Source organism: Pseudarthrobacter sulfonivorans, from assembly GCF_031454915.1.
GTDB classification, from domain to species: Bacteria; Actinomycetota; Actinomycetes; order Actinomycetales; family Micrococcaceae; genus Arthrobacter; species Arthrobacter sulfonivorans_C.
Genome location: NZ_JAVDRS010000005.1, coordinates 114,246 through 127,351, shown reverse-complemented (window position 1 = coordinate 127,351; position 13,106 = coordinate 114,246). Strand labels below are relative to the sequence as shown.

The 13,106-nt window shown below is 65.7% G+C and carries 10 protein-coding genes; 4 read left to right on the top strand and 6 right to left on the bottom strand.

From position 1 onward, the window contains the following. Positions 1–155: 155 nt before the first annotated feature. The 3 genes from glpK to J2808_RS12980 form a co-directional block, all read right to left on the bottom strand. Positions 156–1,670, bottom strand: a complete 1,515-nt coding sequence (gene glpK / locus J2808_RS12990; protein WP_309817077.1) for a glycerol kinase GlpK — start codon at positions 1,668–1,670, stop codon at positions 156–158. Between the two features lie 42 nt (positions 1,671–1,712). Continuing rightward, on the bottom strand, positions 1,713–2,462 hold the full coding sequence (locus tag J2808_RS12985; protein WP_309817073.1) for an MIP/aquaporin family protein: 750 nt from the start codon (positions 2,460–2,462) through the stop codon (positions 1,713–1,715). Between the two features lie 94 nt (positions 2,463–2,556). Next, the gene (locus tag J2808_RS12980; protein WP_309817637.1) at positions 2,557–4,332 is read right to left on the bottom strand and encodes a glycerol-3-phosphate dehydrogenase/oxidase; all 1,776 of its coding nucleotides are present in this window, start codon (positions 4,330–4,332) and stop codon (positions 2,557–2,559) included. Positions 4,333–4,493: 161 nt separating this feature from the next. Here J2808_RS12980 and J2808_RS12975 point away from each other — a divergent pair, with 161 nt between their 5' ends. From J2808_RS12975 to J2808_RS12960, 4 genes are read left to right on the top strand one after another with little or no spacing between them, the layout of a single operon-like run. Beyond that, complete coding sequence (locus J2808_RS12975; protein ID WP_309817071.1) at positions 4,494–5,456, top strand: sugar-binding transcriptional regulator; 963 nt, start codon at positions 4,494–4,496, stop codon at positions 5,454–5,456. 22 nt (positions 5,457–5,478) lie between these two features. Next, positions 5,479–6,348 carry an aldo/keto reductase gene (locus J2808_RS12970; RefSeq protein WP_309817068.1) on the top strand — a complete coding sequence of 290 codons (870 nt, stop codon included), beginning with the start codon at positions 5,479–5,481 and terminating at the stop codon, positions 6,346–6,348. 11 nt (positions 6,349–6,359) lie between these two features. Next, positions 6,360–7,289 (top strand): alpha/beta fold hydrolase, encoded by a 930-nt coding sequence (locus tag J2808_RS12965; RefSeq protein WP_309817067.1) that lies wholly within the window; start codon positions 6,360–6,362, stop codon positions 7,287–7,289. Next, positions 7,286–8,377 carry a glycosyltransferase family 4 protein gene (locus J2808_RS12960; RefSeq protein ID WP_309817064.1) on the top strand — a complete coding sequence of 364 codons (1,092 nt, stop codon included), beginning with the start codon at positions 7,286–7,288 and terminating at the stop codon, positions 8,375–8,377. Before J2808_RS12965 ends, J2808_RS12960 begins: the two co-directional genes overlap by 4 nt. On the opposite strand, the gene J2808_RS12955 is transcribed toward J2808_RS12960, so the two are convergent. The 3 genes from J2808_RS12955 to coaBC form a co-directional block, all read right to left on the bottom strand. Then, complete coding sequence (locus tag J2808_RS12955) at positions 8,374–10,518, bottom strand: primosomal protein N' (protein ID WP_309817060.1); 2,145 nt, start codon at positions 10,516–10,518, stop codon at positions 8,374–8,376. The genes J2808_RS12960 and J2808_RS12955 overlap by 4 nt on opposite strands. Before the next feature lie 11 nt (positions 10,519–10,529). After that, positions 10,530–11,765: a methionine adenosyltransferase gene (metK, locus tag J2808_RS12950; RefSeq protein WP_309817057.1), complete on the bottom strand. Its 1,236-nt coding sequence runs from the start codon at positions 11,763–11,765 to the stop codon at positions 10,530–10,532. Positions 11,766–11,843: 78 nt separating this feature from the next. Then, positions 11,844–13,091: a bifunctional phosphopantothenoylcysteine decarboxylase/phosphopantothenate--cysteine ligase CoaBC gene (coaBC, locus tag J2808_RS12945; protein ID WP_309817054.1), complete on the bottom strand. Its 1,248-nt coding sequence runs from the start codon at positions 13,089–13,091 to the stop codon at positions 11,844–11,846. Between the last annotated feature and the right edge of the window lie 15 nt (positions 13,092–13,106).

Below are 13,106 nucleotides of genomic sequence, written 5' to 3'. Positions count from 1 at the left end.
CCCCTCGCCCGGGTGTGGTGGGCACCCGTGGGGGCCCACAGCTGCGAGGGCCCCGTCACGAGCTTGCGAGTGTATGGGAGCAGCTGGGGACGGGCGGGGCAGGGGCCGCCTTCCTTGCGAAGGTGAGACCGCGGGCTTTTTGTGGCTCGGCTGAGCTACTTCACGTCCTCGTCCACCCAATCCATGGACTTCGTGACGGCCTTCTTCCACAGGCGCATCTGGCGGTCCTGCTCCGGCTGGTCCAGCTGCGGTTCCCAGCGCTTGTCTTCAGACCAGTTGGCCGACAGTTCGCCGAGGTCCTTCCAGAACCCGACGGCGAGTCCCGCAGCGTAGGCTGCACCCAGCGCCGTGGTTTCCACCACCTTGGGCCGGATCACCGGAACGCCGAGGATGTCTGCCTGGAACTGCATCAGCGCATCATTTGCCACCATGCCGCCGTCGACCTTCAACTCGGTGAGCGGCACACCGGAGTCCGCGTTCACGGCGTCCAGCACCTCGCGGGTCTGGAACGCCGTGGACTCCAGGGCAGCGCGGGCGATGTGGTTCTTGTTGACGAACCGCGTGAGGCCCACGATGGCACCGCGGGCATCCGAACGCCAGTATGGGGCGAAGAGCCCGGAGAATGCCGGAACGATGTACACACCACCGTTGTCCTCGACCGAAGCCGCGAGGGTCTCCACCTCCGGGGCGCTGCTGATGAGGCCCAGGTTGTCGCGCAGCCACTGGATCAGGGAACCGGTGACCGCGATGGAGCCTTCCAGCGCATAGTGCGTCGGGGCGTCACCGAGCTTGTATCCCACGGTGGTCAGCAGGCCGTTCTTCGAGTGGATGATCTCTTCGCCCGTGTTGAAGATCAGGAAGCAACCGGTGCCGTACGTGTTTTTGGCTTCACCGGCCTCGAACGCCGCCTGGCCGAACGTGGCCGCCTGCTGGTCACCGAGGATGCCGGCTACCGGAACTTCGCGCAGCAACTGGGAGGTGTGCACCGCGCCATAAACCTCGGACGAGGACTTGATGGCCGGCATCATGCTCAGCGGGACTCCAAAGATGCCCAGGATCTCCTCATCCCAGCTCAGCGTGTCGAGGTCCATAAACATGGTGCGGGAGGCGTTGGTGACGTCGGTGACGTGCACTCCGCCATCCACCCCTCCGGTCAGGTTCCAAAGGACCCACGAGTCCGTATTGCCAAAGACCAGGTCACCGGCCTCGGCCTTGGCGCGGGCACCATCGACATTGTCCAGGATCCATTTGATCTTGGTGCCGGAAAAATACGTGGCCAGCGGAAGGCCTACCTTCTGCTTGAACCGTTCCGGGCCGCCGTCCTTCGACAGCTCATCCACGATGCTTTGCGTGCGGGTGTCCTGCCAGACGATGGCGTTGTATACGGCCTCGCCCGTGGTCTTGTCCCACACCACTGCCGTTTCACGCTGGTTGGTGATGCCGACGGCGGCGATGTCGTGGCGGGTCAGGTTCGCCTTGGAGAGGGCGGAGCCGATGACCTCGCGGGTGTTGTTCCAGATCTCGGCCGGGTTGTGCTCCACCCACCCCGCCTGCGGAAAGATCTGTTCGTGCTCCATCTGGCCGGAGGAGACGATGTTGCCGCTGTGGTCAAAGATGATGGCGCGGGAACTGGTGGTGCCCTGGTCAATGGCGATTACATACTGGTTCATGTTGACGTCCTTGTCTGTATGCAGGGTTTGGTTGCTGAACGGTCAGGCGGCGACTGTGATGATGATGGGAGCAAGTTTGGCAACAATCCCGCCCAGGGCTCCACCCACCAGCGGTCCCACTACGGGAATCCACGAGTAGCTCCAGTCGCTGGTTCCCTTGCCCCTGATGGGAAGCAGCGCGTGGGCAATGCGGGGACCCAGGTCGCGGGCTGGGTTAATCGCGTAGCCCGTGGGACCGCCCAGGGAAACGCCGATGCCCACAACAAGGAGGGCGACAGCCAGCGGGCCCAGCCCGGAGGGGGTTCCGCCCAAAGTGAGGATCACGAACACAAGCACGAAAGTGCCGATGATCTCGGTGACCAGGTTCCACGGGGTGGAGCGGATGGCGGGACCGGTGGAGAAGACAGCCAGCTTGCTGGCGACTTCCGTCTCGGCGTCGAAGTGCTGCTTATAGGCTGCCCAGCAAACCACCGCGCCAAGGAACGCGCCCAGCATTTCGCCGCCGAAGTAGGTCAGCGTGGAGGCTACATCGATGGGCACGCCGGGTGCATATTCTGCTTTGCCGTTCACCAGGAGGCCCAGGGTCACGGCGGGATTGAGGTGGGCGCCTGACTTTGCGGCAACGAAAACACCGCAGAAGACGGCGATGCCCCATCCCCAAGTGACCATCAGGAACCCGCCGCTGTTACCTTTTGTGCCCTTCAGGGCTACGTTGGCCACGACACCGCAGCCCAGCAGGGTGAGCATCGCAGTTCCGAACACTTCGGAAAGAAAAACTATTCCAAGAGACATCATTGACTCCTTTTATTTTCAATTTTCGGTCCCTCGCGGGTTGAAGGACCGTTGTACCGGAGCGCTTTGACGCTCCGGCGGCAGCCTGGCCTGCCTAGGCCACCAGGCTGTGGACCTTTACACGGTGGTAACGCTCCAGCACCTCCTGGGCGTGGTGGATCTCGCGGGACTGTGCTGCAGCGTCCCAGCCCAGCGGACCGGCGAGTACCTCACAGACCTCGTTCAGCAGCTCGCCTGTGACCAGCCCCCGGAAGGCGAGAGCAGTCCGGCGGATGAGGACATCCACGAGGTGCCCGATCTGCTCGTGTCCGGCCATGTACTCCAGTTCGCGGACGCTGAGTTCGCGGGTTGAGGCCAGCATCCTGTCAGGCCCGCCATCGAGGTAGCTGATGACGTCCTCCGCCCGTGTGCCATAGCGGGTCAGCAGGACAGCGGTACGGGCAGCATCACGGTTGTCCGATACGTGCGTCTTGATCCATTTCTGGATCCCTTCGTCGTCGGCGGGGAAGCCGGCACCGCCGCCGATGGGGAGCTTCGCCGTCGATACCTTCCGTTCCACGCCGAGCTCGGCAAGCACGTTGTCCGTCATGTGCTCAGCCAGCGCACGGAAAGTAGTCCATTTGCCGCCCACCAGGCTGAAGACGACGGCGCCGGGGGCGCTTGCCTGCCGTTCAATCCGGTAATCCCTGGAGACGAATCCGGGCTGGGTGGCATCATGCCGCGGCAGCGGGCGCACACCGGAAAACGTGTACACGATCTGGCTGCGATCAACCGGAATGTCAGGGAAGACATGGCCGATCAGCTCAAGGAAGTACTCGATCTCCCCGTCCGTGCACACCGCATCCTGGGCCATGTCGGCGTCCACGTCGGTCGTTCCTACCAGGACCCTGTCCCCCATGGGGTAGATCAGGACAATCCGGCCGTCGGTGTGTTCGAAAAAAATCTCCCGGCCTTTGCAGGCGTCAAGAAGCTCCGGGTGGTCCAGCACGATGTGGGATCCCTTGGTGCCGCCCATAAAGGCCGACGCCGCCCCCATGGCCTGGTTGGTCAGGTCAACCCAGGCGCCGGTGGTGTTGACGATGACATCGGCGGTGAAGTCAAAGAGCTCGCCGGTGAGTTCGTCGCGGAGCCGGACGGTACTGCCCGCAGCCGGACTGCCGCTCCCGGACGGCACGCCGGCGGTCATCGACTGGAGCGACACATAATTGCTAGCCCGAGCTGTGTCGCTCCAGGAGCCGCCGCTGACCAAGCCGGCCTTTTCGCCGTCCTGGAGCACGTCGAGGGTGAGGCGCTCGGGATTATGAACCGAGGCATCAAAGTACGTGGCCGTGTACTTGATGCCGGGGTGCAGGCGGGGAAGTTCCTCAAGGGCCCGCTGACGGCCCCGGAACTGGTGGCGCGGCACCGTGCCGCCGTCACGGGAGAACGAGTCATACAGGCCCAGGCCGAGTTTGATCAGGAAGGCGCCGCGTTCCTTGGGTTTACCCTGCTGCTTGTGGGTCAGGAACCGCAACGGTGCGGCCAGGACCCCGGAGAAGGTGCTGAAGATGGGGATGGTGGTCTGGAGCGGCTTGACGTAGTGGGGTGCGATCCGCAGGAGGCGGTTACGCTCTACCACCGATTCCCGGACCAGGCGGAACTCGCCGTTTTCCAGGTAGCGGATGCCACCGTGGATCATGTGTGAGGATGCGCCGCTGGCACCCTGGCAGTAGTCGCCGCGTTCCACGAGGGCAACATCCACGCCCTGCAGTGCGAGGTCCCGGAACGTGCCGACACCGTTGATCCCGCCGCCGATGATCAGCACTTTGGCCTGTGGCCGCTCCCGGAGCGCCTGCAGCTTAGCCCGTGCATTTATGGCCGGGGAAGGCATGGCGCCGCCGTGGCCGAATAGGTTCCTGGGTCCCAAAAAATGCTCCTTGGGTTTAGTCCTTGGGGCTACCATCGCAGGTCAGCCGCCCTTCTTCAACTATTGTTTGGACTAATGGAAAATGGAGTCAAGCTCTATGCACAAACGTGCAGATTGGATGCGGAATGACGCTCTCCCGCCACTCGGACGCGCTTCGGGCTGCACAGATGTACTACCTTCAGGACCTGACTATGGACGCGATCGCGCGGGAACTCCGGACGTCCCGGTCCACTGTTTCCAGGCTTCTTTCCGCAGCCCGCGATACGGGACTGGTCCAGATCCAGATTCGCAATCCGCTGGACACCGGCCCTGAACTGGAAGGCATCATCCGGCGGGAGTACAACGTGGATGTACACGTTGTACCGGTGCTCGAATCCCTCAACGAGGCCGAAACCCTGGACCGGGTCGCCCTGCAGGCAGCGCGCACTATCGGCCCCCTGGTGGACTCCAACGCGATTATCGGAGTTGCCTGGGGGTCGACGCTCAGCGCCGTCAGCAGGCACCTGACACGCAAGATCACCCACGACACGGTGGTGGTCCAGCTGAACGGCGCCGGAAACATGCACACCACTGGCATTACATACGCCAGTGACATCATGCGCCGCTTTGGCAGTGCCTACGGCGCCCGGGTGGAGCAATTCCCCGTGCCCGCCTTTTTTGACCACGCCGCCACCAAGACCGCTATGTGGAATGAGCGCAGCGTGCAGCGCATCCTTGCCCTGCAGGCGCGCATGAGCATCGCCATTTTCGGCGTTGGATCCGTTGAAGCCGATTACCCCAGCCATGTCTACGCCGGGGGCTACCTGGACGAAAACGACCTCAAAGTGCTGGCCCATTCAGACGTGGTGGGCGATGTTGCCACCGTCTTCTTCCGGCGGGACGGCTCCTCGAACGGAATCACGCTCAATGAACGTTCAACGGGTCCGGCGCTCTCGCAGCTGCGCCAGGTCCGGCGTCGGATCTGCGTTGTGTCCGGAGCCTCAAAGATCAACGGGCTGCGGGGTGCCCTCACCGCGGGCCTCGCCACGGACCTGATCCTGGATGAAGCCACCGCGCGCCGATTGGTGGGCTTTGGCGGCGTCTTGTAGCCGAATGGGTAGAGTCAGTCCTATGAAATCCTCACCCCGCCTCAGTCTTAACAACGGCGTGCTGATCGACCAGTTGGGCTTTGGGCTGTACAAGGTTCCGCCCTCGGAGGCGTCATCACTGGTGGCAATGGCACTGGGCTCTGGCTACCGCCACCTCGACACTGCCGCGATGTATGGCAATGAGGCAGGCGTGGCACGCGGCTTAGGTGCCGCGGTTGATTCCGACGGCGGGAGCGGAGGTTCCGGCGAGTCCTCGCCCGGGCTCCGGCGTGAGGACGTCTTTATCACCACGAAGGTCTGGAACGATGACCACGGGTACGACGCAACACTTCGAGCCTTTGACACCTCCATGATCAACCTGGGCCTCGACTACGTGGACATGTACCTGATCCATTGGCCCTGCGCGCGGCGGGGTCTCTTCGCCGAAACGTACAAGGCCATGGAAACGCTCTACCGCGAAGGGAAGGTCCGGGCGATAGGTGTGTGCAACTTCCAGCCGGCGCACCTAGACCGCCTGCTCGAGACCGCTGAAGTAGTTCCGGCGGTCAACCAGATTGAACTGCACCCCTGGCTCCAGCAGGCGGAACTCCGGGAAAAGCACCACAGGCTGGGAATCCTGACGGAGGCCTGGAGCCCGCTGGGCCGCGGACACGTGCTGGCTGATCCGGTGGTGCTTGCCCTGGCAGCAGAGCATGGCCGGACCCCTGCCCAGATCATCCTCCGCTGGCATATCCAACTGGGCAATGTGGCGATCCCCAAGGCAAGCTCCGAGGCCAGGATCCGGGAAAACCTGGACGTGTTCGGCTTCAACCTGTCGGACCGCGACCTCACAGCCCTGGCGGAGCTTGAGCGCGGGCAGCGCACCGGCTCTCATCCCGACAACGTCAACTAGGACCGAGGGTCATGAAGACAACCGCCCACCAGCCATCAGACGCGCAGTCCTACTTCAGCGCCGGGCTGGCAGCCCGCACGCAGGCCGCCGAAATCGAACTCAACGGCAGCTCCGTGGCGTACTGGACGTACGAACCGGTCCAGGCCACCGCCGACACCCGCACCATCCTGGTCATCCACGGCTTCCGTGGCGACCACCACGGTCTGCTGCGGGTGGCGGACCAGCTGCCGGAAATGCGCATCATCATGCCTGACCTCCCAGGTTTTGGCAGCTCCGCTGCGTTCGCGGAGGGCAAGCATTCGGTGGAACAGTACGGTGCTTTTATCAGTGCGTTCATGGCTGCGTTGGGCCTCGGACCGGACACCGTCCTGCTGGGGCACTCGTTCGGCTCGATCATCGCCGCCCATTTTGTGGCCGCCCATCCCGGGACTGTCACGCCGCTGATCCTCATCAATCCCATCGCCACGCCCGCGCTGGAAGGCCCCAAGGGCATCATGACGAAGCTCGCCGTGCTCTATTACCGGCTGGCCGCGCGTCTTCCCCGCATGCTGGGCCTGGCGCTGCTGCGCAGTTCGCTGATTGTCCGGGTCATGAGCGAGGCCATGGCCAAGACCGCCGATAAGGACCTGCGCCGTTTCATCCACGGCCAGCACAACTCCTACTTCAGTGCCTTTGCAAACCGGGACAGCCTGCTCGAGTCGTTCACGGCGTCCGTGAGCGGCCATGTGGCCGAAGTCGCGGGGAAGCTGACCCTGCCGGTCCTGTTGGTCGCCGGCGAAAAAGATGAGATTGCCACCCTCCCGGACCAGCGCCACCTTGCCACGCTCCTCCCGGACGGGGTCCTCAAAGTCATTCCCGGCGTCGGCCACCTCATTCACTACGAGACGCCCGGTCCGGCCGCCGGTTTCATCCGCAGCTTCCTGAAGGACCACCCCGCGTGAAGATTGTCATTGATGCCCGTTTCACCAGGACGGACCACCACGACGGCATCAGCCGCTATGGTGCCAGCCTGATCGCAGCGACGGCGGAGGTAGCCGACGTTTCCATGCTTATCAGTGATATCCGGCAGCTTGCCCTGCTTCCGGATGTTCCGTACACGCTGATCAACAGTCCGCTGTCCCCGCTGGAGCTTTTTGTGGCCCGGAAAATCAACCCGCTCGGCGCGGATGTGGTGGTCTGCCCCATGCAGACCATGGGCAGCTGGGGACGCGACTATGGCCTGGTCCTGACCCTGCACGACCTCATCTACTACGAGCACCCCGCTCCGCCGGGATTCCTGCCCCTGCCGGTGCGTGTCCTGTGGCGGCTCTACCACAAGGCCTTCTGGCCGCAGCGCCTCCTCCTGAACCGGGCGGACATCGTTGCCACCATCAGCAGGACCACTGAGGCGCTGATGGCCAAATACCGGCTGACCAGGCGGCCGGTGCGGATCATCAGCAACGCCCCGCAGCCGGCGCAGGAACCGCGGGATCCTGCCGCCGGGGCGGACCATTCGCTGGTGTACATGGGCTCGTTCATGCCGTACAAGAACGTGGAGGCCATGGTGGCCGGCATGTCAGAGCTGCCGGACTTCACCCTGCATCTGCTGAGCAGGATTACCCCTGAACGCCGGGCTGAACTGGAAATCATGGTTCCCGCGGGCGCCAAGGTGGTCTTCCACAACGGTGTCACCGATGACGAGTATGCTGACCTGCTCAAGCGCGCCACCGCGTTGGTGAGCCTCTCCCGCGCCGAAGGGTACGGGCTGCCGCTGGTGGAGGCCATGTCGTTGGGCACCCCGGTGATTGCCAGCGACATTCCGATTTTCCGGGAAGTCGGCGGCGATGCCGCGTCGTATGTGGAACCCGACTCCGCCACGGACTTTGCCTCGGCCGTGAAGAAGCTCCGGGATGAGGAGCACTGGCAGGATGTGTCGCGCCGCTCCGTGGCCCGCGCGGCGGAATTCAGCTGGGACGAGTCGGCCCGGCAGCTGGTTGACGTCGCCCACGACATCGTGGCCACCCGCTCGCGCGGCAAGCGTCCACGCTAAAGGACGTCCACGCCGTCGAGCCTGACCTGCACGGGATCCTCGCTCCGCTTTGCGGCGGCGGCAGCCTTTGTGGCGCGCAATGCGCGCGTCACCGTGCCGGCCTGCCCGTAGGGGAAGAACAGGAGGGTCCGGACGTCATCGCCCTGCAGAGCGGCAGCAGGGCCCACGAGCACCACCGGTGCCGGGCCTGCGGTCCGCAGCGTCACGTCCGACGTAGCCAGCTGGTTTTGCACCGCCGCAGTGTAATGGACGACGGCGGCCCGCGGGCCAGTCACTGAGGCAATCCTGACAGCGGGCGGCAGCTTGAGTTCCATCCGGAGTTCCAGCTCCCGCCTGGCGTACCCGGCCGGGTCCCACCGCAGCAGCGCACCAACGGCAGCGCTTTCGGTCGCCGTAATGACCACCAGGCCGCCGTCGGACGCCGGCCTGACCAGCGCTGCAGCATTGAACCAGCGGCGTACGGTGTCCTCGCCGGCCCGCAGGTTCTCCCGGCGCAGCAGCGAGTCGCCGTCGAGCAGCAGTGCAGCGGCGTAGCCGCCCTCGGCAACGGGCTCGGCCCCGACGGTGGCCACCACCAAGGCCTGGGCACCGCCCACTTCGGCCTTGACGTGGTCGCCGGAGGACGTGATGACAGGTTTTCCTGGGAACGCACGGCCCAACTCCTCGGCTGTCCGCAGGACACCGGTGGCGCCTTTGCGGAGCCTCCGCCCCGAGCAGTGGGGGCACTGCCAGTCCGGGGCCGGCGTTGAGCACCAACGGCATTGCGGGATGGCCGCGCTGCCGGTGGCGCCCGCCAGGGCAAGGGGCCCTTGGCATGACCGGCAGCGCGACGGCTCCCGGCAGGTCTCACATACGAGCGACGGCGCGTAGCCGGCGCGGGCCACCTGGACCAAAACGGGCCCACGTTCCAGCCCGTCCTTGGCCGCCCGCCACGCGGCACCGGGAAGCCGCGCCACCAGGGCCAGGGGGTCGCGCTCCTGCTCGAAACTGTCGGCGGTGTTCAGGACTCGGGGCACTGCCCGTCGCGCGAACGCCCGCTCCGCCTCAACGGGCATGGCCCAGCCGGCCTCCACCAGCCGCTGGAGTTCCGTGCTCCTGGCAATGCCGGCCATGAGGCAGGCGGTGCCTTCCTGGTCCGCGCGCAGCAACAGCACGTCGCGGGTATGGGCGTACGGGGCACGCTGTTCGGTGTGGAGGTCATCGCCGTCGTCCCAGCAGGCAACCAGGCCGAGGTCCCGGACCGGGGCAAACGCTGCGGACCGCGTGCCGATGGCTACGCGTGCGGTCCCGGCCAGGAGGCGCAGGAAATTCCGGTACCGGGGCGTGGGCCCGTCGTCGGCCGTCAGGCGGGCGATATCCTCGGCGGGCAGCACCGCCAGGAGAGCCTTTTCGAGTTGGTCCAGGTCGCGGTAGTCCGGCACCACCACCACGGCGCCGCGGCCGGAGGCCCGGACTGCTGCCACGGCGGTTGCCAACAGGTGCGGCCATGCTGCCGGGCCGAATCCCTGGAGGGGGTTGAAGACCGCCCGCGGAGAACCGCCGTCCTGCAGGTGGCGGACAAAGGCGGGCCCGTTGCGGTAGCCTGCCCAGCCGGCCGCGGGCGGGGAGACGGCCTCGACGGCGGGTGAACCGACTTCTGCCGGCGCGCCCGGCCCGGCCGCCATGGACCCAGCTGCCTCCGGACCAGCATGAGCGTGGAAGTCCTTCTCCAGCCGTGCCATGCGTGGCGGCACGGCAACGCGCAGCACGTCACTGACAGTACCGGCGTACCGGGCGGCTACGGCGTTCACGAGGTCCCGCACGGCGGGCGTGAGGACGGCGACCGGGGAGATCACTTTGTGCAGGGGCACCAGGGTGTGGCCGGCGTCGGACTCTGCGGTGCGTTCAATAATGAACCCGTTGAGTTCCTGCCCGTTGAACCGGACCTTGACGCGGACGCCTGCCTGGGCGGCGTCGTCGAGATCGGCGGGGACGCTGTAATCAAAGGGCCGGTCCAGGTGGGGCAACGGCGTCTCCACGATGACCCTGGCAACCGGCAAGTGCCCGGCCAGCGGCGGTCCGGCCAGCCTGGCGTTGGCCGGAAACCCCTGCAGCAGCGACGGCTGGGCTAAGCCGGGAAGGGCAGTCTCACGCGAGGCCATGACGGGGCCGCCTACGCGTTGAAGAAGGCCTTCAGGTCGTCCACGCGGTCAAGGCGCTCCCACGTGAAATCGGGATCGTCGCGGCCGAAGTGGCCGTGCGCAGCAGTCTTGGCGTAGATAGGACGCTTGAGGTCCAGGGCGTCGATGATGGCGCGCGGGCGGAGGTCGAAGATCTCGGCGATGGCGGCGCTGATCTGCGCCGGGTCCACCGTTTCCGTGCCGAAGGTCTCCACGTACGTGCCCACCGGGCGGGCCTGGCCGATGGCATAGGCGATCTGGATCTCTGCCCTCTTGGCAAGCCCTGCAGCCACCACGTTCTTGGCTACCCAGCGCATGGCGTAGGCCGCGGACCGGTCCACCTTGGACGGGTCCTTGCCCGAGAAGGCACCGCCGCCGTGGCGGGCCATGCCGCCGTAGGTGTCCACGATGATCTTGCGGCCGGTCAGGCCGGCATCGCCCACGGGCCCACCAATGACAAACTCGCCGGCGGGGTTGAGGATGTTGGCGGCCCGGGAGATGTCCAGGTTGGCGGCCGACAGGACCGGCGCGATCACGAAGGAGGCGAGATCGGCGCGCAGCCGGTCCAGGCTGGTGCCTTCTGCGTGCTGGCTCGAAATGACCACGGTCTCAACGGAAACCGGCACGTCTTTGTCATACCCCACGGTGACCTGGGTCTTGCCGTCGGGGCGGAGGTAGGACAGTTCCCCGGACTTACGGACTTCGGTGAGGCGTTCCGAGAGGCGGTGCGCCAGCCAGATCGGCGTGGGCATGTACGAGGGGGTTTCATCGCTGGCGTACCCGAACATCAGGCCCTGGTCGCCGGCACCCTGAAGGTCGTAGTCGTCCTCCTGGCGGCCTTCGCGGGCTTCCAGCGAGTTGAAGACGCCTCCGGCGATGTCGTTGGACTGCTGGCCGATGGACACGGACACACCGCAGCGGGCGCCATCGAAGCCGTTGGCCGAGGAGTCGTAGCCGATGCCCAGGATAGTCTCGCGGACAATCTGCGGAATTTCGACGTAGGCGTCGGTGGTGACCTCACCGGCAACGTGGACCAGGCCGGTGGTGGCCATGGTCTCGACGGCGACGCGGGACTCCGGATCGGCGGCAAGCAGGGCGTCCAGGATGGCGTCACTGATCTGGTCGCAGATCTTGTCCGGGTGGCCTTCGGTCACGGACTCGGACGTGAAGAGCCGGAGGGCGGAGGGCGTGGCCCCGTGGGTGTGGGGAATGTGCAGCGGTAAAGTCACTCAACTACCTTACTGGTTAGGAATCGGACGTCCGGCCGCGTGTGTCCCCGTGCTAAGGAAACGTTTGCAGGGTTTCGGTCAGAGGCGGGGTGAAACGTGGCTCAGCTCCTGGCCGACGCGTGCGATCACGGCGGCTGAGACCTGTGTCTTGGAGCCGGCCGCCAGTTGTGGTTCGGCGCCGGAGCGGGCAAGGATGACAACCGAATTCGTGTCCTGCCCAAAGACCTTGTCCGTTCCCACGTGGTTGACCACCAGGAGGTCACAGCCCTTGCGCTTCAGCTTTGCCTCTGCGTAGGCCAGGACGTCCCCCTGGCCGTCGCCGGTTTCCGCCGCAAAGCCCACAATTAGCTGGTTGCCGCGGGCTGCCTTGTTTTCCGGAGCGTTGCGCGCCTCAACCAGCTCGTGCAGGATGTCCGGGTTGCGGACCAGGGTGATGACCGGGTCCGCTGTGTTGTCGCGTTTTTTTATTTTTGTGCCGGAGATCTCCGCGGGGCGGAAGTCGGCCACCGCGGCAGCCATGATGACGACGTCGGAATCGGCGGCCGCTGCCAGCGCGGCTTCGCGCAGCTGCAGGGCAGTCTCGACGGTGACTACGTCGACGCCGGCCGGGGCCGGGACGTCCATGTGGGCGGCAATCAGCCGGACGGTGGCACCGGCGTTGCGGGCCGCCACAGCCAGCGCGACGCCCTGCTTCCCGGAGGACCGGTTGCCGAGGAACCGCACGGGATCCAGGGGTTCCCTGGTGCCGCCGGCGCTGATGGTGACGGTCCGGCCAGCCAGCGGAAGCTGGTAGTCGGACTGGCCCTGGGCAAGGGCCATGGCGGCGTCAAAGATGGCTTCGGGTTCCGGCAGGCGGCCCGGACCGGAGTCGGTGCCGGTGAGCCGGCCGCTGGCCGGTTCCAGCACGGCGGCTCCCCTGCTCCGCAGGGTCTCAACGTTGGCACGGGTGGCGGCGTGCTGCCACATTTCGGTGTGCATGGCCGGCGCGAAAAGAAGTGGTCCGCTGGCCATCAGCAGCGTGTTGGTGAGGAGGTCACTGGCCTGCCCGGTAGCGGCGCGCGCCAGCAGATCCGCAGTGGCCGGTGCCACCACGATCAGGTCCGCTTCGTGGCCCAGCCTGACATGGTTGACCTGGTGGACATCGTCGAAAACGCTGTTGCTGACCGGGTTGCCTGAAAGGGCCTCCCAGGTTGCTACACCCACAAAGCGGGTGGCCGCCTCGGTAGGAATCACCGTGACGTTGTGGCCGGCTTCAGTAAAAAGCCGGAGGAGCGATGCGACCTTGTAGGCCGCAATCCCTCCCCCGACTCCGAGGACTATGCGCACGTGACCTCCGTCAAC